This window comes from Ottowia beijingensis (assembly GCF_042680925.1).
Lineage (GTDB): Bacteria > Pseudomonadota > Gammaproteobacteria > Burkholderiales > Burkholderiaceae_C > Ottowia > Ottowia beijingensis.
This window is the reverse complement of record NZ_JBHUEP010000014.1, coordinates 1-20,119: the sequence shown is the minus strand read 5'-3', so window position 1 is coordinate 20,119 and position 20,119 is coordinate 1. Positions and strand designations below refer to the sequence as shown.

19 protein-coding genes and 1 pseudogene are annotated in these 20,119 nt (G+C 70.5%); 12 read left to right on the top strand and 8 right to left on the bottom strand.

Annotated elements, in window-relative coordinates; genetic code table 11:
* Positions 1 to 42 precede the first annotated feature (42 nt).
* Positions 43 to 1,092 (top strand): P1 family peptidase, encoded by a 1,050-nt coding sequence (locus tag ACFSCU_RS17620; protein WP_377561292.1) that lies wholly within the window; start codon positions 43 to 45, stop codon positions 1,090 to 1,092.
* Positions 1,089 to 2,492 carry a TAXI family TRAP transporter solute-binding subunit gene (locus ACFSCU_RS17615; protein ID WP_377561281.1) on the top strand — a complete coding sequence of 468 codons (1,404 nt, stop codon included), beginning with the start codon at positions 1,089 to 1,091 and terminating at the stop codon, positions 2,490 to 2,492. Before ACFSCU_RS17620 ends, ACFSCU_RS17615 begins: the two co-directional genes overlap by 4 nt.
* Positions 2,493 to 2,745: 253 nt before the next feature.
* Here the strand turns inward: ACFSCU_RS17615 and ACFSCU_RS17610 are convergent, their stop codons facing one another.
* Positions 2,746 to 3,762 carry an asparaginase gene (locus tag ACFSCU_RS17610; RefSeq protein ID WP_377561280.1) on the bottom strand — a complete coding sequence of 339 codons (1,017 nt, stop codon included), beginning with the start codon at positions 3,760 to 3,762 and terminating at the stop codon, positions 2,746 to 2,748.
* 112 nt (positions 3,763 to 3,874) lie between these two features.
* Here ACFSCU_RS17610 and ACFSCU_RS17605 point away from each other — a divergent pair, with 112 nt between their 5' ends.
* The 3 genes from ACFSCU_RS17605 (at position 3,875) to ACFSCU_RS17595 (ending at position 6,431) form a co-directional block, all read left to right on the top strand.
* Entirely contained in the window at positions 3,875 to 4,210 is a 336-nt protein-coding gene (locus tag ACFSCU_RS17605) for a hypothetical protein (RefSeq protein WP_180549601.1), read from the top strand.
* A gap of 172 nt (positions 4,211 to 4,382) precedes the next feature.
* Positions 4,383 to 4,919, top strand: a complete 537-nt coding sequence (locus ACFSCU_RS17600; protein WP_180549602.1) for a peroxiredoxin — start codon at positions 4,383 to 4,385, stop codon at positions 4,917 to 4,919.
* Between the two features lie 150 nt (positions 4,920 to 5,069).
* Positions 5,070 to 6,431, top strand: a complete 1,362-nt coding sequence (locus ACFSCU_RS17595) for a DUF11 domain-containing protein (RefSeq protein WP_377561279.1) — start codon at positions 5,070 to 5,072, stop codon at positions 6,429 to 6,431.
* A 16-nt stretch (positions 6,432 to 6,447) separates the two neighbouring features.
* Here the strand turns inward: ACFSCU_RS17595 and ACFSCU_RS17590 are convergent, their stop codons facing one another.
* A complete protein-coding gene (locus ACFSCU_RS17590; RefSeq protein WP_377561278.1) occupies positions 6,448 to 6,852 on the bottom strand; it encodes a hypothetical protein in 405 nt (134 codons plus the stop codon).
* A 75-nt stretch (positions 6,853 to 6,927) separates the two neighbouring features.
* On the opposite strand from ACFSCU_RS17590, the gene ACFSCU_RS17585 reads away from it, so the two are divergent.
* A complete protein-coding gene (locus ACFSCU_RS17585; protein ID WP_377561277.1) occupies positions 6,928 to 7,956 on the top strand; it encodes a tripartite tricarboxylate transporter substrate-binding protein in 1,029 nt (342 codons plus the stop codon).
* 88 nt (positions 7,957 to 8,044) lie between these two features.
* Here ACFSCU_RS17585 and ACFSCU_RS17580 read toward each other — a convergent pair whose 3' ends face one another.
* A complete protein-coding gene (locus ACFSCU_RS17580) occupies positions 8,045 to 8,566 on the bottom strand; it encodes a DUF421 domain-containing protein (RefSeq protein ID WP_180549607.1) in 522 nt (173 codons plus the stop codon).
* Positions 8,567 to 8,760: 194 nt separating this feature from the next.
* Here ACFSCU_RS17580 and ACFSCU_RS17575 point away from each other — a divergent pair, with 194 nt between their 5' ends.
* Positions 8,761 to 9,045 carry a hypothetical protein gene (locus ACFSCU_RS17575; protein WP_377561276.1) on the top strand — a complete coding sequence of 95 codons (285 nt, stop codon included), beginning with the start codon at positions 8,761 to 8,763 and terminating at the stop codon, positions 9,043 to 9,045.
* Between the two features lie 36 nt (positions 9,046 to 9,081).
* On the opposite strand, the gene ACFSCU_RS17570 is transcribed toward ACFSCU_RS17575, so the two are convergent.
* From ACFSCU_RS17570 to ACFSCU_RS17555, 4 genes are all read right to left on the bottom strand, one after another.
* Positions 9,082 to 9,933, bottom strand: a complete 852-nt coding sequence (locus ACFSCU_RS17570; protein ID WP_377561275.1) for a hypothetical protein — start codon at positions 9,931 to 9,933, stop codon at positions 9,082 to 9,084.
* A gap of 350 nt (positions 9,934 to 10,283) precedes the next feature.
* Positions 10,284 to 10,778, bottom strand: a complete 495-nt coding sequence (locus ACFSCU_RS17565; protein ID WP_180549609.1) for a redoxin domain-containing protein — start codon at positions 10,776 to 10,778, stop codon at positions 10,284 to 10,286.
* 257 nt (positions 10,779 to 11,035) lie between these two features.
* Positions 11,036 to 12,697, bottom strand: coding sequence for an energy-dependent translational throttle protein EttA (gene ettA / locus ACFSCU_RS17560; protein ID WP_377561274.1), 1,662 nt, complete (start codon positions 12,695 to 12,697; stop codon positions 11,036 to 11,038).
* Positions 12,698 to 12,858: 161 nt separating this feature from the next.
* A complete protein-coding gene (locus ACFSCU_RS17555) occupies positions 12,859 to 13,449 on the bottom strand; it encodes a hypothetical protein (RefSeq protein WP_377561273.1) in 591 nt (196 codons plus the stop codon).
* A gap of 213 nt (positions 13,450 to 13,662) precedes the next feature.
* On the opposite strand from ACFSCU_RS17555, the gene ACFSCU_RS17550 reads away from it, so the two are divergent.
* Positions 13,663 to 15,498 carry a DEAD/DEAH box helicase gene (locus ACFSCU_RS17550; protein WP_377561272.1) on the top strand — a complete coding sequence of 612 codons (1,836 nt, stop codon included), beginning with the start codon at positions 13,663 to 13,665 and terminating at the stop codon, positions 15,496 to 15,498.
* A 378-nt stretch (positions 15,499 to 15,876) separates the two neighbouring features.
* Here the strand turns inward: ACFSCU_RS17550 and ACFSCU_RS17545 are convergent, their stop codons facing one another.
* Positions 15,877 to 16,281: a cupin domain-containing protein gene (locus ACFSCU_RS17545; protein WP_257645598.1), complete on the bottom strand. Its 405-nt coding sequence runs from the start codon at positions 16,279 to 16,281 to the stop codon at positions 15,877 to 15,879.
* A gap of 134 nt (positions 16,282 to 16,415) precedes the next feature.
* Between ACFSCU_RS17545 and ACFSCU_RS17540 the strand changes: the two genes are divergently transcribed.
* The 4 genes and pseudogenes from ACFSCU_RS17540 to ACFSCU_RS17525 all read left to right on the top strand — a co-directional run.
* Positions 16,416 to 17,888, top strand: coding sequence for an MFS transporter (locus tag ACFSCU_RS17540; RefSeq protein WP_180549612.1), 1,473 nt, complete (start codon positions 16,416 to 16,418; stop codon positions 17,886 to 17,888).
* 91 nt (positions 17,889 to 17,979) lie between these two features.
* Positions 17,980 to 18,795, top strand: a complete 816-nt coding sequence (locus ACFSCU_RS17535; RefSeq protein ID WP_377561271.1) for a hypothetical protein — start codon at positions 17,980 to 17,982, stop codon at positions 18,793 to 18,795.
* Positions 18,796 to 18,849: 54 nt separating this feature from the next.
* Entirely contained in the window at positions 18,850 to 19,455 is a 606-nt protein-coding gene (locus ACFSCU_RS17530) for a sigma-70 family RNA polymerase sigma factor (RefSeq protein ID WP_257645600.1), read from the top strand.
* Positions 19,452 to 20,119, top strand: a pseudogene (locus ACFSCU_RS17525) (hypothetical protein); the annotation flags it as partial. The gene ACFSCU_RS17530 and the pseudogene ACFSCU_RS17525, both read left to right, overlap by 4 nt.

The following is a 20,119-nucleotide window of genomic DNA, read 5'->3' as shown; positions in this document are numbered from 1 at the left end:
CGGGCGCATCGCCCTCGGATCGCCCCTGCACCGCCCATGCCCATGCCTTCTGCCCCACCTGCCCTGTTCCCCGGCGCCATCACCCAGGTGCGCGGCCTGGAGGTCGGCCAGTTCACCGACCCGCGCCGCCCCACCGGCTGCAGCGTGGTCATCGCGCGCACCGGCGCCGTGGGCGGGGTGGACGTGCGCGGCGCCGCGCCCGGCACGCGCGAGACCGATCTGCTCGACCCCGCCAACCTGGTGGGCGTGGTGCACGCCGTGCTGCTCACCGGCGGCAGCGCCTGGGGGCTGGATGCCGCCGGCGGCGTGATGCGCTGGCTGGAGGAAGAAGGCGTGGGCCTCTACGTGGGCAGCGCGCCGGGCCAGGTGGTGCCCATCGTGCCGGCGGCGGTGCTGTTCGACCTGCACCTGGGCGATGCCCGCATCCGCCCCGATGCCGCCGCCGGCTACGCCGCCTGCCAGGCCGCCGGCGACGAGATCGCCCAAGGCAACGCCGGCGCCGGCGCCGGCGCCACCGTGGGCAAGCTGTTCGGCATGCCGTATGCCATGAAGGGCGGCATCGGCACCGCATCGGTCACCGTGGACGGCGTGACCGTGGGCGCGCTGATCGCCGTCAACGCGCTGGGCGACGTGGTCGACCCCGCCACCGGCCAGCCCATCGCCGGCGCGCGCACCGAAGACGGCCAGCAACTGCGCGGCAGCGTGGTCGCCGCGCTGGCGGGCGACAAGCCGCTGGCCCTGCTGGCTGGCGCCAACACCACCATCGGCGTCGTCGCCACCGATGCGCCTTTGACCAAGGCGCAGTGCCAGCGCCTGGCCGGCGCCGGGCACGACGGGCTGGCGCGCGCGATCCGCCCCGTGCACACCATGAGCGACGGCGACACGCTGTTCGCGCTGTCCACCGGCATGGCCGGCGCGCTCGACTTCAACGTGCTGTGCACCATGGCCGGCGAGGCCGTGGCGCGTGCCTGCGTGAACGCGGTGCAGTCCGCGCAGGGCATGACCACCGACACGCTGGCGTTGCCAGCCGCTTCCGATCTGATAGCTGCCAGCGCCCGCCCCGCCGGCGCCAGAGCCCGGAAATCGCCATGATCGGCCCGGTACGCCGCACCCTCAAGCTGATCGTGCTGTCGATCCGCGACATGCTGGTCTCGGCCGGCCCGGTGGCGCTGATCGCCGCCGGCGTGCTGGTGGCCGCCTACTGGTGGCTCGACCCGCAACCGCCCAAGACCGTGACGCTGGCCACCGGCCCCGCCGGCAGCGCCTATGCCGAGTTCGGCCAGCGCTACGCGGCAGCGCTGGCCAGGAGCGGCATCACGGTGCAGCAGTCGCCCACCGAAGGCTCGCTGGCCAACCTGCAGGCGCTGCGCGCGGGCACCGCCGGCTCCGCCTTCGTGCGCGGTGGCAGCGCCGATCCGCAGGCCGATGGCGATGCCGGCATCACCTCGCTCGGCGCGCTGTTCTACGAGCCGATCTGGGTGTTCTACCGTACCGATACGATGGCGGCGCCTGCGCCAACCGCTACCGAAACCGCAGCAACCCGCCCGCCCGCCGCCGCCGCCTCAGAGCCCGCGCCGCCCCCGCCGCTGACCACGCTGCCGCAGCTTCGCGGCCTGCGCGTCAACATCGACCAGCCCGGCAGCGGCGTGCCCGACATGCTGCAGCGCCTGCTGCAGGCCAACGGCCTGCGCAGCGACACGCTGGTGCTGAGCCAGCTCGCGCCCGAAGCCGCCGCCGAAGCGCTGCAGGGCGGCCTGCTCGACGCCATGGTGCTGGTCACCGCGCCCGAATCCCCGGTGGTGCGCCAGTTGCTGCACGCCCCCGATATCGCGCTGATGGACGTGGCGCAGGCCGACGCGTATGTGCGGCGCTTTCCGTTTTTGCAATCCATCACGCTGCCGCGCGGCGTGGTCGACCTGGCGGCCGACATTCCGCCGCACGACATCGGCCTGCTGGCCACCACCACCTCGCTGCTGACGCGCGAGGACACGCACCCCGCGCTGCGCCAGTTGTTCGCGCAGGCGGCGCAGGGGCTGCACAGCGACGCGGGCTGGTTCAACCGGGCGCGCGACTTTCCGAACACGCGCACCAGCGAGCTGCCCGTGAGCCCCGAGGGCGACCGCGCCATCAACGGCACGCCGCCGTTCTGGCAGCGCTACCTGCCGTTCTGGGCCAGCAACCTGCTGGAGCGCATGTGGCTGGTCATCGGCGGCCTGATCGTGCTGCTGCTGCCGCTGTCGCGCGTGGTGCCGCCGCTGTACACCTACCGCGTGCGCCAGCGCGTGTTCCGCTGGTATGCGCGGCTGCGCAGCATCGAGGCCAAGGTGGAGGAAGGCCGGGGCGAGCGCGACGAGTTGCTGAACGAGCTGGACGAACTCGACCGCGTGGCCAACCAGACCACCGTGCCGCTGGCGCACGCCGAAGAGCTGTACGCGCTGCGCAACAACATCGACGCCGTGCGCAAGCGGCTGCTGGCCCAGCGGGCGGCGTGAGGCGCTTCGATAACGATAGCTGGCGGCGCTGATTATTCAAGCGCCGGCGCTCGGAACCCGCACGAACCTGTGGGAGCGGGCTTGCCCGCGATGCAGCGCCTCATCACCACGCAAGCCCCATCGCGGGCAAGCCCGTTCCTACAAAAACCGTAGCTGCTTGCGCCCGTTGCGCCTTGATTTCAGATATTTTTCGCTTGAAACCCTTGCTGGATAAGCGCAACCCACTAACGAAACCATAGTTTCGATCACCCCGTCAATAACGGTCGAACACGCCCTGCATCTCCCGCACATCGGGCGAGCGCGTCAGTGCCAGCGCCGCCAGCAGCCGCGCGCGCGGCGGGTTCTGGTCGTCGGCGGCGATGCTGCCGCAGGCGTCGTCGTCGAAATTCGCGTTGCGGATCACCGGCCCCGCGCCCACGCGTGAGCAGCGCACCACCGGCACGCCGCGCGCGCACAGCTCGGCAAACACGGGCTTCAGGTATTCGGGCACCGTGCCGCCGCCGAAGCCCGCGTGCACGATGGCGCGCGCGCCGGCCGCCACCCAGGCGTCGAACAGCTCGCGCCGCATGTGGCCGTGCCCCATGACGACGCCGACCAGCGGCAATGCGTCGATGGCAGTGATGTCGAACGCGCTCGCCGTCGTGTGCGGCCGCGTCACCGCCCGGTACCAGCGCGGCGCACCCTGCACCACCGCGCCCAGCGCGCCGTGCGGCGAGGCGAAGGCATCTAGCCGCTGGCTGTGCACCTTGGCCACGTCGCGCGCGCTGTGGATCTCCTCGTTCATCACCACCAGCACGCCGCGCCCGGCCGACGAGGCGTGCGCCGCCACCGCCACCGCGTGCAGCAGGTTGGCCGGCCCGTCGGCCGCGGGCGCCGTGCCCGGGCGCATGGCGCCCGTCAGCACGATGGGCTTGGCGCTCTTCACCACCAGGTGCAGGAAGTAGGCGCTCTCCTCCATCGTGTCGGTGCCGTGCGTGACGACCACGCCGTCCACGTCATCGCGCGCGCACAGCGCGGCCACGTGGCGCGCCAGCGCCAGCAGCTTGTCGTCGGTGAAGTCGGCCGAGTCGATCTGGAACAGCTGCTCGGCCTGCAGCGCGGCCAGCCGCTGCAGGCCCGGCACGGCGGCCAGCAGCTCGTCGGCCGACACCACGGCCGAGCGGTACGCGGCCGACGCCGCATCGCCCGGCGCCGTGCCGGCACCGGCGATGGTGCCGCCGGTGGCCACCACGGCGATGCGGGGCAGCGAAGCGGTTGGCGTGCGGTTCATGCGCGCGATTGTGCGCCAGCGGCGACACACGTCACGTTGCGGCGCTGTCCGGCATGGCGGCGCGGGCACGAATCGTTACACTGGCGCCAATCCGTCTTTGAGGGAACCCGCCATGAACTTCAAGCCCGTCCTCGTCGCCGCTGCCCTGCTGCTGGGCAGCACCGCCCACGCCGCGCTGAGCGCCCACAACACCGACGACGTGCTGCCCAACTCGCCCTGGAAGGAGCAGGGCCAGCCGGACGCGGGCAAGTTCAACCCCGCCAGCGGCCACGAAGAACTGGCCCCGGCCGTCGTGGTCGTGCCCGTGGCCCCCGCCGCCATGACCTATTACCCGCCCGCCATCGTCATCACCGAGCGCCCGCGCAAGCCCTACGCGCTGGTGGCCGCCCCCACCCTGCCCTGCGCGCCGGCCTACTGCCCGCGCCGTGTGCGGGTGGATCGCAACTGATGCGCTGACACCCCGAATTTTTCGATCAAAAGCAGGCTGGAGCCACCCGCAGCAGGCGCCTCCAGCTTTTTTTTTGCAGCATCCGTGCAGCGCCGTCAGCGCGCCATCCGCATGGCCGCAAGGGCGGTGCTACCCTGCGGCCCTGTCACCACCTGCATGAAAGGCTCTCCGCATGGCCCGCCTGATCGCCTCCTGCACCCTCACCTTCGCCGCGCTGCTGGCGCCCGCCGCGCAGGCGGCGCTGAAACCCGGCGACGCCGCGCCCGCCTTCAAGACCCAGGCCGCGGTCGCCGGCAAGGCGTTCGACTTCGACCTGACCGCCGCGCTGAAAAAGGGCCCGGTGGTGCTGTACTTCTTCCCCAAGGCCTTCACCCGCGGCTGCACCATCGAGGCCAACGCCTTCGCCGAGGCCACGCCCCGGTTCGCCGCGCTGGGCGCCACCGTGGTCGGCATGTCGCACGACGACATCGACACGCTGAAGAAGTTCTCGGTCGAGGAATGCCGCGACCAGTTCGCCGTCGCCTCCGACCCGAAGGCGCAGACCATCAAGGCCTACGACGCCAGCTCGCTGCTGCCCGGCGTGGCCTCGCGCATCTCCTACGTCATCGGGCAGGACGGCAGGATCGCCTTCACCCACGAGGGCAGCAACCCGCTGCAGCATGTCGAGCAGACGCTGAACGCGGTGCAGAAGCTGACGGGCAAGCGTTGAATGTTGTCCTGTTCAAATAACGCGCCAACGCTTGTGCATCAAGCGCAGAATGCTACTATTTAAATAGCTTGTTTCGGGTTGATTAAATTCAGGGGAGTCCCATCGCCCCAACGCCTTGCCGCAGGCTCACCCATGCCAGACAGCCGCACGATGACCATGCCCCGCGATCCATTCCATGCCCTCACCGCCCGGTGCCGCCACATTGCGGCACGCTTCATGGCGCAGTCGCTGTGCAGTCTGTGCCTGGTCGCGGCTGCACAGGCTGCCCCGGTGACAGCCGCCTACGGCACCTTCAGCGGCTTCTGGGATTCGACGACGGGCGTCGTGCCAGACAACCGCAACCAGTTGCTCGGTTTCAGCGTCGGCGGCGTCACCTACTCCACGGGCGTGGACGATGCCGCGCTGCTGGCGCACAACGTCACCGGCTTCAGTGCGCAGCGCTACATTGCCTTCAGCCCCGATGCGCTGCCTGCCACCCAGACCGGCAGCTATATCGGCATCATGCGCAACTGGGACGGCACGACGCAGGGTGTCACCGGCGTCATCCCCGGTTCGACCGACCCGCTGGCCACCTACCTGACCGACGGTGCGCAAGGGCTGGAGCTGGGCACTGCCGTGTTCAACCTCAGCGCTGGAGAACTGCACTTCCCGCTGCAATTGCGACCCGACGCGCTCGCCAGCGGCGCGCCGATCATCCTGGCGACGCAGATGGGCGACCCCGGCAGCTCCGACAGCTTCCACTTCGTCGACGCAGACGACGCCATCGTCGGTCAGGCCGTGCCCGTGAACTTCTCGACAGCATCCTTGCTGGGCCGGCAAAACTGGTCGTTCTACAACGCCACGGGAAGCCGCACCTATGCAACCAGCGTATCCCGCTCGCCCGGGCGCGATGTGCGCATGCAGGCCTTCACCCTTGCGGACTTCGGCATCAACGCCGCCAACATCGGCCAGGTGGCCGGCTTTGTGCAACAGCTGAGCGGGCAGTCCGACAGCGCCTTCGTCGCCTACAACAGCCTGCTGCTCGCCGCCAACCCCACCGACCTGGCGGTGAGCGTGACCGCGCCCGCCACGGCCGCAGTGGGCGATCCGGTCAACCTCAATGTCACGCTCGCCAACCAGGGCACCGATGATGCCAGCGGCATCGTCGTGACGGTGGCGCTGCCGCCCGGCTTCACGTTCGACAGCAGCACGGCGCCCGCAGGCACCAGCTACGACGCAACCACCGGCACGTGGACCGTGCCGTCCCTGCCCGCCGGCGGCAGCCGGACGCTGACCCTGGTGGCCACGGCCGGAACCCAAAGCGGCCCCTTCGGCGCCCAGGTGACAAGGCTCGACCAGGTCGACACGGACCCGACCAACGACAGCGCGAACAGCCCAGTGGTTGTGGCTGCGGCGCCTGCGCCGGGTGGCGGCACCGTGGCCGCCGTCCCCACACTGGATCACCCAGGTCTGTGGGGCCTGATGCTGCTCGTCGTGGCCGCTGCGGCACGCGGGCTGCGCAGACGCGCCTGAGCGCCACAGGCAGGGGTCAGTTCGGCAGGGCACGCCAGGTTTCGATGCAGTGCGCCGCCAGCGCCGTCACCCAGTCGGGCTGGCCGGGCACGAAGGCGAGCCCGAAGCGCGGGCTGACCAGAAAGCCCGCCCGCTCGAACGCCGCACCATCGTGCGCGGGCACAAAAGCGGCCAGCCCGGCGAACGGCACGTCCACCACGTCGCCATCCAGCAGCAGATAGAGCACGGCCGCACGGCGCGTGACTTCTTCCAGGCGGCCGCTGCCATCCTGAAAGCGGAACACCACGTCGCCATAGTCCAGCTCCGTCAGGCCAATGCCATTGCCGCGCTCCCGCAGCGGCGCACCGTGACGGCGCTGCAGGTCGGCACGGCGCACGGTGAACGGCAGGCCATCGACCTCGGCGTAGGGTTTCAGCTTCATGCTCTGTAACCAGTCGTCACAAAATTGGCTTATTATGAGTGTGAATTTTTTCACACTGATTCATCGTTCGCGCCCATGACTGCACCTCGCCCCTTTTCATCTTGCCTGCGCCGCCGCGCCGCCCGCTGGATCGCGGTGGGTGTCAGCGGCGTGGCCTGGGCCCTGGCCGCCGTGCCTGCGGCAGCGCAGCCGGGCGCCGCGCCCATCACCATCGTGGTGCCCTACGCACAGAACGGCCCCACCGACCGCACGCTGCGCGCGATGGTGGCGCCGCTCAGCCAGGCGCTGGGCGGCACGCCGATCACGGTGAAAAACGTGGCCAGCCCCGGGGGCGTGAATGGCCTGGCCGAGGTGGCCGCTGCCAAGCCCGATGGCCGCACGCTGCTGTTCACCAACACCAACGTGGCGCTGCTGCCCGCGCTGGGCGAGAAGCTGCCCTTCGACCCCAAGGACGCCTTCAGCCACCTGGGCCTGGTGCTGGAGTCGCCCATGGTGGTGCTGGGCCGCCCGTCGCTGGAGGCCACGACCTCCAAGGAACTGGCCGACTGGCTGATGCGCTCCGACGGACAGCAGATCCGACTGGCCGACGCGGGCGCGGGTTCGGCCTCGTACCTGTGCGGGATGTTCCTGCAGAGCCTGGCGCGCAAGGCCTTCGCCCGCACCGACTTTCCGGGCAGTGCGCCGGCCATGACGGCGCTGAAGGAGAACAAGGTCGACATCCTGTGCGACCAGACCCCGTCGGTGCGCGCACCGCTGGCCGCCAAGGAGGTGCGCGGCTATGCGTTGACCACCGGCATGCCCATGAGCAGCCCCCCGTTTGCCGGCCTGACCACGCTGCGCCGCATGTTCTCGCGCGAACTCGAATTGAGCATCTGGCACGGCTTCTACGCGCCAAAGGGCCTGGCGCCGGACGTGCAGGCGCGGCTGAACACCGCCATCCGCCAGGCTGCCGCCGACCCGGCCTTCGTGGCCGACCAGCAGGCGCAGGGCGTGGTGATGGTGCGCGGCAGCCGCCTGACGCCTGAGGGACACAAGGCCTACATCGAGGAAACAATTCCGCTGTGGCAGCTCATCGTGTCGGTCAGCAAGGCCGGCGCGCGCTGAACGGCAGCCGCCGCCTCTTTACAAGCCAAATCAGGCTCCAGCGCCCGCCCATCAAGCGCTGCAAGCTATCAATAAAGTAGCACTTTGATCACGTGCCGCTGCCCGCCTGCGGGCCGGGTGGCGGCGTGTTGCCCTGCCACGAATCGCGGTTGCGCAGCACCACGGTGATCTGGCCATTGGTCTCGATGGTGGCGCGCTCCACCTCGTGCGTGTGCAGGCAGCCGGCGGCGCGCAGCGCGGCCTGCACGTCGTCGGCCGTCAGGCGCTCGGTGCGCATCAGTTGCTCGTCCAGCGTGCCGGTGCGAATCAGCACCTGTGGCTTGCCGTCGATCAGCCTCGCCAAGCGCGGGTAGCGCCAGGTCAGCTGCGCCGTCAGCGCGTGGCAGCCGATCAGCGTCAGCGCCGAAATCAGGCCGCCCAACAGCGAGTTGTCGCCCGCGTTCATCGAGTTCTGCACCGCGTTGGACAGGATCAGCAGCAGGATCAGGTCGAACGGGTCGTACTGGCCAATCTGGCGCCGCCCCGTCAGGCGAAGGAAGAACAGCAGAAACAGATACACCACGACACCGCGCAGCACGAATTCCCACCACGGGACGGAAAGCTCGAACATGGCCCTTGCTCCATAAGTTGCTGCGGGCATTGTGACCAACGCACACCACTGCGCAGGCGGCACTGGCGGCGAGGCGTCCGACAGCCGGCGTCGGCAGCGGCCGACAGGGCCCGGGCGCACCCACGCGGAAGATGGGCACACAGCCACCGCCGTGCTGTCCTGCAGTGCCGGCACGGCCATTCAGGAGTCATCTCATGCGCACCGCCACACTGAAACTCGCCCCTGCCCTCGTCATCGCCACGGCCTTTCTGGCCGCCTGCGGCCAGAAGGACGCCGCCACGCCGCAGACCCCCGCACCGGCCGGCGAGGCCATGGTCAAGGCCATCGATGCCGAAGCCGCTGCCAAGCAGGCTGCCGCCGCCACCGCGTCGGCCGCCAGTGCAGCGGCTGAAGCCACCCAAGGCGCCACGGCCGCTTCTGAAGCGGCGCAGGCCACGGCCGATGCGGCGCAGGCACCGTCAACCACCGCCAGCCAGTGATTTCTTAGGGACGGCGCGGCACCCGCGCCACGCTGATCAGTCCCGCTGGGACATGGCGGCCGCATCCGGCGCCACGGCCGCAGGCAGCGGCACCGCCTCGGCGTAGTCCTGCGCTTCGTACTGTCCATCCAGCCACAGTGCCACCGGCCAGCGGTGGCGGCGCAGCCGCTGCTGGAAACCGCGCAGGTCCGCGCGGTGCTGGTGGATGGTGGTCTGCAGCGTCAATGCTTCGTCCATGAAGCTCAGGTTGCGCGCCTCGAAGCGCGTGGGTGCATACGCTTCGGCGCCGACGATCAAGGTCTGCCGCGGGTGCGCCAGCAGCGGCACAAACAGCTCGCGCACCACGCTCGGCAGCGCCGTGTGGCAACCCAGCGCGTACAGCGTAAACGGTGCCGCCGCCTGGCGCTGGATGCGTGCAAACAGGGTCTGCCATTGTTCGCGCGTGACCGACGCCAGCTCACCACGGAAGTAGCCGCCTTCATGGTGGCCCGACACCACCAGCCGGTCGAACTGCGGCACCTGCGCCAGCACGGCCTCGAGCTCGCGCTGCAGATCCTCGAAGCCGTAGTGCCCGGTCGCCGCCTCGCGCTCCAGCTCGGTGCGGCGCAGGTCGTCCCACACGGTGTCGCAACCGCTGGGTCGCTTGCCGGGTTCGGGCGCGGCGCAGTCCTGCGCCAGCAGGCTGAGGCGTTCGTTCTCGACCGCCGCCCGCATCACCGCCGCACGCGCCTCGGGCGTGATGCGTTCAAAGCTCGGCACCACGTACAGCTCGGTGTTGTTGGCGCGCGCACCGGCGCCACCCACCAGGCCGTTCTGCCGCGCCAGCCGCTCGTACACCATGCCGCGCTGACCCGCCGGGCGCTGCGCCGGGTCAACGTGCCATTGCATCACCGCGATTTCGCTGCCGGCGTTATTGAGATCGAGGAACAGCGTCTGGGCCCACGCTGCCGAGGTGGCCAGACACGCCACCGCACCACCCACCAGCGCAGCACGCGCCCTGGCCCACAGCCTGCCGCGGACCTGCCTGCCCTGAACGCCCCCCTGAGCGCACAACCAACGCATACGCCGTTCTTCCTGAGAAAACCGCCCCCTTGACCGGGGATCTGCCCTGTGCCCCCGCTCAAACTCCTCGAGTGGCGCCCAAGAAGTCACCATACCCGAAAAGCTGCAACAGGATGCAAACCACACCGCCCGACGCAGCCAAGCCCGAGGCTGCCGTGACCGAAGCCCGCTCCGCGTCAGTCGGCCGCCACGGCCGGCTCGGCCAGCAGGCGGCCCAGAGCCACGCCCAGTTGCAGGTCGTCCACATGCCCGAAGTGCCGCAGGCGCAAGCGGCCCTGGCGATCCAGCACCAGCGTGGTCGGCGTGCCCTGCAGCCCCAGCCGCGCCATGGTGCGCGGAATCGGCTGGCCGTCGCCTGAAGGTGCATCCACGCCGACGGGAAAGCTCAGCCTGTATTCATGGATGAAGGCCAGCAGCGCGTGCGGCTGCATGGCGTCGTGGTGCTCGAACACCGTGTGCAGACCGACCACCGCCACGCCCTGGTCTCCATACAGCTCATGCAGCTTGCGCGCCTGCGGAATGGCGTGGATCACGCAGCCCGGGCACAGCATCTGGAAGGCATGGATCAGCACCACCTGCCCGCGCAGATCGGCCAGGCGCAATGGCCCGTCGGTGTTGAACCATTGGGCGACGTCCCATTCGGGCATCGCGGCGTCGGTCGCAGCGTTCATGGCGAACTCCCGTTGCAGAAGTCTGGAACGCTAACCCAACCCACATGCACCGGCCAGCAGCAGGGCCATCCGGCAGAAACGCCCGCATCCGGCACATCAGCGAGCCGCTGGAGCGAAACCTGGTTCTTGAAGCGGCTGCGCAGCAAGCCGACCCCATGGCCGCGGAGCAGGCCACGCGGGAACGCCGCGGCCGGGGTCTCCCCGGCCGCCAGCGTTGTCCCCCTTCGGGGGAAGGCGCGCAGCGCCACAGGGGGCGCTTATTTCAACGCCTTGTACCGCATCCGCTTCGGCTTGGCCCCTTCTTCGCCCAGGCGCTTGATCTTGTCGGCCTCGTACTCCTGGTAGTTGCCGTCGAAGAAGGTCCATTGCGAATCACCCTCGGCAGCCAGGATGTGGGTGCAGATGCGGTCGAGGAACCAGCGGTCATGGCTGATGACCATCACGCTGCCGGCAAACTCCAGCAGCGCGTCTTCCAGCGCGCGCAGGGTTTCGACGTCAAGGTCGTTCGAGGGCTCGTCCAGCAGCAGCACGTTGCCGCCCTGCATCAGCGTCTTGGCCAGGTGCAGGCGGCCACGCTCGCCGCCCGACAGCATGCCGACCTTCTTCTGCTGGTCCTGGCCGTTGAAGTTGAAGCGGCCCGCGTAGGCGCGGCTGGGCATCTGGAACTTGCCGACGGTGATGATGTCGAGCCCGCCCGAGATGTCCTCCCACACCGTCTTGTCGGCCGACAGCGCGTCGCGGCTCTGGTCGACGAAGGCCATCTGCACGGTCTTGCCGATGGTGACTTCGCCGCTGTCAGGCTGTTCGATGCCGGCGATCAGCTTGAACAGCGTCGACTTGCCGGCGCCGTTGGGGCCGATGATGCCGACGATGGCACCGGCCGGCACCTTGAAGCTGAGGTTGTCGATCAGCAGACGGTCGCCGAAGCTCTTTGACACGCCCTTGAACTCGATCACTTCGGTGCCCAGGCGTTCGGCTACGGGGATGAAGATCTCCTGCGTTTCGTTGCGCTTCTGGTATTCGTAGTCGCTCAGCTCCTCGAAGCGGGCCAGGCGCGCCTTGCTCTTGGCCTGGCGGCCTTTGGGGTTCTGGCGCGCCCACTCCAGTTCCTTCTTCATGGCCTTGGCGCGGGCGTCCTCGCTGCGCTGCTCCTGGCGCAGGCGCGCTTCCTTCTGCTCCAGCCAGCTCGAGTAGTTGCCCTTGTACGGAATGCCGTGGCCGCGGTCGAGTTCCAGAATCCACTCGGCTGCGTTGTCGAGGAAGTAGCGGTCGTGCGTGATGGCGACGACGGTGCCGGTGAAGCGCTTGAGGAAGATCTCCAACCACTCGACGGATTCGGCGTCCAGGTGGTTGGTGGGTTCGTCCAGCAGCAGCATGTCGGGCTTGGACAGCAGCAGCTTGCACAGCGCCACGCGGCGCTTCTCGCCGCCCGAGAGCTTGCCGATCACCGCATCCCACGGCGGCAGGCGCAGCGCGTCGGCGGCGATTTCCAGCTGGTGCTCGCTGTCGGTGCCGGCGGCGGCGATGACGGCCTCCAGCTTGCCCTGCTCTTCGCTCAGCGCGTCGAAGTCGGCGTCGGGCTCGGCATAGGCGGCGTAGATTTCCTCCAGCCGCGCCTTGGCCGCGTTGACCTCGCCCATCGCCTCTTCCACCGCCTGGCGCACGGTGTGCTCGGGGTTGAGCTGCGGCTCCTGCGGCAGGTAGCCGATGTCCAGGCCCGGCATGGGAATGGCCTCGCCCTCGATGTCCTTGTCGATGCCGGCCATGATCTTCAGCAGCGTCGACTTGCCCGAGCCGTTCAGGCCCAGCACGCCGATCTTGGCGCCCGGGAAGAAGCTGAGCGAGATGTCCTTCAGGATCTGCCGCTTGGGCGGCACGATCTTGCCGACGCGGTTCATGGAAAAAACGTATTGGGCCATTTTTACTCTCGAATCAATAGCTGCCAGCGCACGTCAGTATTGCGCTGCAGGCCAAAAAGGCTTGAAAAAGGGAAGAGGGCGGCGCTGGGGTCAGCCGTGCAGGCGGCGCGCCGGACAGGGGCGATTATCGGCGCTGCGCGGTGGCTCGGCCACGGCGGCCGTCAATCACCGGGCGGCGGCGCGTCGCCTGTGTCCACGTCGTCGTCCAGGCCCGGCCCGCCGGGCGGCAGCGTCAGCAGCGACTGCAGCGCCGGCGGCAGGTAGCTGCGCGTCAGCCAGTCGGGCGCGGCGGGCCAGTCGGCCCAGTCGGTGCCGCGCAGCACCATGTGCAGCGCGTGCAGCCAGCGGTGCAGGCCGGTGCGGGAAAGGCGCAGGCGGCGCTGACCGGCGGGGGTGTGAAACACCAGATCGTGCTGCGCGCCCGGCGCCTCCAGCGCGAACTGGGCGCACAGCACGGCGTGCTGCAGGGCGGGGGCGTTGGCGGCCTCGCGCCCCATCTGCAGCGCCCGGCCCTGCTCACCGGGCTGCGGCTGATTCAGCGAGGCGTCGTGCGCCGCGGCGGCGCGCTCGGTGGCGGGCCGCGCGGCGGCCGCGGGCGACGTGGCGGCCGCCGATTCGAGCACGCCCACCACCGCCTGCACCATGGCGCGCGCCAGCCGGCGCGTGATCCACACGCGCTGCGGCCAGGCGGCGCAGCTGATCCAGATGCGGTCTTCCGAAACGTTGTAGCCAAAAGTGGTGGAAACAGCCATGGCGCGGCGCGAACCGTGAAAGCGGACACCATGCGATAATAGGCGCGTCTGCAGCCCACCAGTTTGCTGCAGGCCAGCTCTTCCGCTGGGGCGTTGCCGGTCACTCCAAACCGCGAGCCCATCCCAAGAAGAACCCGCTGCAGCCTTCAACTGGCCGGCCCCCCGCCGGATCAGGCCCGCGGCACAAGCGCCCAGAGACCGGCGCATCCATTGATGAACTTTGACCAACTGAACCTGGCCCCCGCCATCCTGCGGGCTGTGCAAGAGCAGGGCTACACGGCCCCCACCCCCATCCAGGCGCAAGCCATTCCGCTGGTGCTCGAAGGCCACGACCTGCTGGCCGGCGCGCAGACCGGCACCGGCAAGACGGCCGGCTTCACGCTGCCGATGCTGCACAAGCTCAGCACCACGCCGGCGCGTCAGCCGGGCGCCATCCGCGCCCTGGTGCTGACGCCCACGCGCGAACTCGCGGCCCAAGTCGAGGAGTCGGTGCGCACCTACGGCCAGTATCTCGACCTGAAGTCCACCGTGATCTTCGGCGGCGTGGGCATGAACCCGCAGGTCGACCGCATCCGCCGCGGCGTCGACATCCTGGTGGCCACGCCGGGCCGCCTGCTGGACCTGGAAGGCCAGGACCACATCGACCTGTCGAACATCGAGATCCTGGTCCTCGACGAAGCCGACCGCATGCTCGACATGGGCTTCATCCACGACGTGAAGAAGGTGCTGGCGCTGCTGCCCAGGGACAAGCAGAGCCTGCTGTTCTCGGCCACCTTCAGCGACGAGATCCGCGAGCTGGCCAACGGCCTGCTCAAGAGCCCCAAGAGCGTGCAGGTCACGCCGCCCAACACCACGGTCGAGCGCATCGCGCAGGTCATCTACCCCGTGGGCCGCGCCCGCAAGAAGGACGTGCTGGCGCACCTGATCGGCGAGAACGACTGGAGCCAGGTGCTGGTGTTCACGCGCACCAAGTTCGGCGCCAACAAGGTGGCCGACTTCCTGAACGACCGCGGCATCAAGGCCATGGCGCTGCACGGCAACAAGAGCCAGAGCGCCCGCACCCAGGCGCTGGCCGAGTTCAAGACGGGCGACCTGCGCGCGCTGGTGGCCACCGACATCGCCGCGCGCGGCATCGACATCGACGAGCTGCCGCACGTCGTCAACTTCGACATCCCCAACGTGCCCGAGGACTACGTGCACCGCATCGGCCGCACCGGCCGCGCCGGCGCCAGCGGCGAGGCCGTGAGCCTGGTGTGCATGGACGAGGAAGGCTTCATGCACGAGATCGAGAAGTTCACCAGGCAGCAGATCCCGGTGCGCATGCTCGACGGCTTCGGCCCCGAGGAAGGCGAACGCGCCGAGCCCATCGCCATGGGCCGCCAGACGCTGTGGGGCGGCCTGGGCAAGCCGCCCAGCCGCGAGGTGATGCAGGCCGCCGCCAAGGCCGCGCGCCAGGAGATGATGCAGCGCATCCGCGAGAACAAGGCCGGCCAGGGCCCGCGCGGCGCCGGCCGCGGCCAGCCGCCGGCCCGCCCCAAGCCGCAGGCTCCGCGCACCGCCGCCGAAGGCCAGCCGCTGGTCGAAGGCGCGGTGGAGCTGAATGCCGACGGCACGCCCCTGTCCGCCGCCGACCAGCCGATGGGCCAGCGCACCGGCCGCAACCGCCGCCGCGGCCGCGGCAAGGGCAACGGCCCCGTCGGCGCCAACGGCCCGCAGCAGCAGCCGCGCCCGCAAGGCGCCCACCAGCCGCGCCCCACGCGCGAGTTCGGCTTCGACGACGAGGACGAGCGCGACATCGACCACCTGCCGCGTAACATCGACCCGCTGCAGACCAACCTGCACGGGCGCCGCAACGCCCCGCGCGGCCCCAGCCACGGCGCCGTGGGCCAGCCCGACCCGATGCGCACCAGCATCGACCTGATGGGCAAGGGCGGCGGCGGTGGCCGCAACCGCAACCGCTCCGGCGGGGGTGGCGGTGGCGGCTACGGCGGCAACCGCAGTGGCGGTGGTGGTGGCGGTGGCAACCGCCGCGGCGGCTTCAGCCGCTGATCGACCGCGCCGCACCGGCAACAGGGGCCTTGGAAAGGGCCCCTTTTTTGTACCCGGAAACGGGTTCGGTGCCCGTGCAGCCAGCGCGGCCAGCGGCGACACTCACATTCCGTTTCCAGATCGAAGCGGCATGAATCTCGTCGTTCCGGCGAAAGCCGGAATCCAGACGACGCGCGTGCGCAGCGCATGGATCCCGGCTTGCGCCGGGATGACGATGGCCAACGTCTTGAGGTGGAAACCGGGAACCGTCGTCGAGCTGCGTGCAGCTCGACCGGTCTGCGCTCACTCATGGGGAGTATGCTTGCTCAGATCCCGTCCACCAAGCGCTGCCAGCCATATATAGGGGGAGTATTTGTTGAAGCACGCCCCCAGGCACCGTCACCGCGGCGCGCGCACGAACAGTGTCGCCAGCGGCTCATCGCCCACCTGCCGGCTGCGGTGGCCGTGCACCGCGGCGTCGAAGATGGCGCCGGGCGGCAGGGTGTCGTTCGAGTAGAAGCACTGCCCCGGCCCGAACACGCGCGTGCTGCCGTCCTGCAGGCCGATCTCCATCTGCCCCTGCAGCACCACCAGCCACTGCGGCGTGGTGGTGCAGTGGAAGTCGCTGGCAAAGCCCACCGGGCTCCAGCGGAACTGGCTGCCGCCCGAGGCCGCCAAGGCCGACAGGCGGGCCGCCGGCGTGCCCTCGCTCAGCGGCACGCGCAGATCGCGAAAACGCGCCACGCCGTCGGCGCCGGTGAACAGTTCGGGCAGGGTCATCTCGGCGGCGGGCGATGCGGTCATGGGCGGGCGTGGCGGGTGGACAACGGCGCACCGAGCGTAACGCACCGCGCCTGCGCTGGCGCAAGACAGCGGGCCGTGGGCGATGTGATGATCATCAAACCATCATCTCTCGGGCGCATGCTTGCCCCCTTGCCATGACCACTCCATCCGCTGCCCCGCCCGCCGCCGCCTTCCAGGGCAACGACCGGCTGCTGTTCGGCATGATCGCCGGGCTGGTCACCTTCTGGCTGTTCGCCCAGACCATGCTGAACGTGGCGCCCGACATGCGGCGCGACCTGGGCGTGGCCTCGGGCACCATGAACGTGGCGGTGTCGCTCACTTCGCTGTTCTCGGGCATCTTCACGGTGGTGATGGGTGGCCTGGCCGACCGGCTGGGGCGCATGCGCATCATGCGGCTGGGCTTCGGGCTGTCGATCGCCGGCTCGCTGCTGGTGGCGCTGGCGCCGGCGGGCGCGCTGGCCGCGCCGGTGCTGCTGCTGGGGCGCGCCATCCAGGGGCTGTCGGCGGCGTGCATCATGCCGGCCGGGCTGGCGCTGATCAAGACCTGGTGGCAGGACGCCGGGCGCCAGCGCGCGGTCAGCATGTGGTCGATCGGCTCCTGGGGCGCGTCGGGCCTGTGCTCGCTGTTCGGCGGGCTGATGGCGGCGCAGTTCGGCTGGCGCGCGATCTTCTTCACCTCCATCGCGGTGGCGCTGCTGGGGCTGTGGATGATCCGCGGCGCGCCCGAAAGCAAGGCGCAAGGCAGCGACAACGCCAGGTTCGACCTGGCCGGCGTGCTGCTGTTCATGCTGACCATGATCGCGCTGGAGGTGTTCATCACCCAGGGCAGCAAGCTCGGCTGGGCCAGCGCCGCCACGCTGGGCCTGGCCGCCGCCACGCTGGTGCTGGGCGCGCTGTTCGTGTGGCTGGAGACGCGGCCCGGGCGCCACAACTTCGTCGATTTCAGCCTGTTCAAAAGCCGCACCTACACCGGCGCGGCGCTGTCCAACTTCCTGCTCAACACCGTGGCCGGCACGCTGCTGGTGGCGCTGCAGTTGGTGCAACTGGGCGGCGGCATGAGCGCCCGGCAGGCCGGCCTGCTGACGCTGGGCTACGCCATCGCCATCATCCTGTTCATCCGCGTGGGCGAGAAGCTGCTGCAGCGCTTCGGCCCGCGCCAGCCCATGCTGTGGGGCTGCCTGATCACCGGCTTGGCCATTGCTCTGCTGTCGCCCGCCAACCTGCTGCTGGAGCAGTACCGCGTGCTGTCGGTCATCGGCTTCACGCTGTTCGGCATCGGCCTGGCCTTCTACGCCACGCCGTCGACCGACGCCGCGCTGTCCAGCCTGCCGGCGGCGCAGGCGGGTGCGGGCGCCGGCATCTACAAGATGACCTCGTCGCTCGGCTCGGCGCTGGGCGTGGCCATCTCGGGCTCGATCTTCACCGCCATCAGCAGCACCGGCGCGCCCTGGCTGGAGGGCGTGATCCCCTTCCCCGGCCGGCAGGACAACCTGGCCGTGCGCCAGGCCGCCATGGTGGCGCTGGGCTTCAACGGGGTGATGGTGGCGCTGGCCGCGCTGTCGGTGGTGCTGACCATCCCCAAGGGCAAGCGCGCCGAGCCGTATTGACGATTCGTCACACTTTCGCCGCCCGCGCTTGACCCCGTTGGCGCGGCGGCGCCGTTTCAGCAGACTCCAACACTTGTTTCTGGAGCCCCGCATGAAACCCCTGCCCCCGCTGCTGTCCGCCCTGGCCCTGGCCGCCGGCCTGCTCACCGCCCTGCCCGCCCACGCCGTCGGCGGGCTGGTCGACGTCAACGTGATCGACCGCGACAGCGGCGCCACCCTGCCCGTGTACCGCCACCAAGGCGAGTGGTGGATCGCCGGGCGCCCCGGCGCGCGCTACGCGATCGAGGTGCGCAACGCCGCGCCGGGCCGCGTGCTGGGCGTGATGGCGGTGGACGGCGTCAACGTCATCAGCGGCGACACCGCCTCCTGGGAGCAGACCGGCTACGTGCTGGCGCGTCGGCAGACGGCGCAGATCACCGGCTGGCGCAAGAGCGATGCCGAGGTGGCGGCGTTCCACTTCACGGCGCTGCCGCAGTCCTACGCCGCGCGCACCGGCCGGCCCGACCATGTGGGCGTGATCGGCGTGGCGGTGTTCCGCGAGAAGGCGGTGCCGCCGCCGCCACCCATCGCGCCCCGGCCCTGGCCGCGCGACGGGCGCTTCGGCGGCGGCGCACCCGCTGCCAGCGCCGATGCCGCCGGCCCGGCCGCCGAATCCGCCGCGCGCCAGCGCTCCCCCGCGTCGCCCCAGCTGGGCACCGGCCATGGCGCGCGCGAAGCCTCGTACACCCGCCACACCACGTTCGAGCGCCGCAGCGCGCAGCCCGACGAAGTCATCACCCTCCGCTACGACAGCCGCGAGAACCTGATGGCGCTGGGCATCATCCCGCCCGATGCGCGGCGCCGGCCAGACGCCTTCCCCGACGCCCCGTCGGCGCGCTACGTGCCCGACCCGCCGGCGTGGCGCTGAACCTGCCCTGCACGGGTGATGGCGCGGGCGCGGGGCGTCGACATAATCGGCCCCATGTCCGTGCAGGCCGCCACCGCCGATGAGCAGCTCATGCGCGCCTACGCCGGCGGCGACGCTACCGCGTTCGAAACCCTGTACGACCGCCACGCGGCGCGCGTGTGGCGCTACATTCTTCGAAGCACGGGCGATGCCGCCACGGCCGACGACCTGGCGCAGGAGGTGTGGTTCAGCGTGGCGCGCCAGGCCGGGCAGTACGCGCCGCGCGCCTCGGCCCCCGGCCTGCCGCTGGCGCGCTTCACCACCTGGCTGTTCACCATCGCGCGGCACCGCGTGGTTGACCACCTGCGCGCCACGCGCCCGCAGGCCAGCCTGGATGCGCCCGCGGGCGACGACGCCGGCCAGACCCTGGCCGACACGCTGGCCGCGCCCTCCGGCTTCGGCCCGGTGCGCCGCATCGAGACGCGCCAGCAGGCGGCGCAGCTGCTGGCCGCGCTGGACGCCCTGCCGCCCGAGCAACGCGAGGCCTTTCTGCTGCAGGCCGAGGCCGACATGAGCGTGGCCGACATCGCCAGCACCACCGGCGTGCCGTTCGAAACCGCCAGGAGCCGCCTGCGCTACGCCCGCGCCGCGCTGCGCCGCACGCTGGAGACCATGGCATGACCCCCGACCCGATGCCGCGCCCGACCGAGGACGAACTCGTCGCGTGCTACCACGAGGCCGCGGCGCTCCAGGGCGCCGGCCCCAGTGCCGACCTGCGCGCCGCCGTGCTGGCGCAGGCCGAGGTGACGGCGTGGAAGCACGCCGATGCGGCCGAGAACCCGGATGAAATTGCTATCGAAAAAATAGCTTCCAGCGCAGACACAGCAAGAGCTGAGGCCGAATTTGCCTCTGAACTGCCGCTGCGCGCCGCCGCCGCGGCCGAGGCGGCCAACGACCGCCGCTGGTTCATCCCCGCCGTGGCCAGCGTGGCCGTGCTGGGCCTGGCCGCGCTGCTGGCGCTGCAGTTCGACCGCGGCGATCCGGCCGACCAGGCCGTGGCGTTGGGTCAGCGCGGCGCACCGGCTGCTGAGGTGGCCGACCCCGCGCCCTCCGAACCGACGGCCAGCGACGCCGTGGCGGCAGCGCCGTCTGCCGAAACCGTGCCCGAACCCGCCCCAGCCAGCGCGCTGCCGCCACCTGCCTCACCTGAGCCACCCGCGCCACCGCCCGTGGCCGCGCCGGCCGAACCACTCCGCGCGAGCGGCGAAGCGGCCGCAGGGCCGGCCCGCGAACGCGCGGCCGAGCGCCCCCGCCCCGCGCCCGCCGCCAAGCCCGCGCCCGCCAA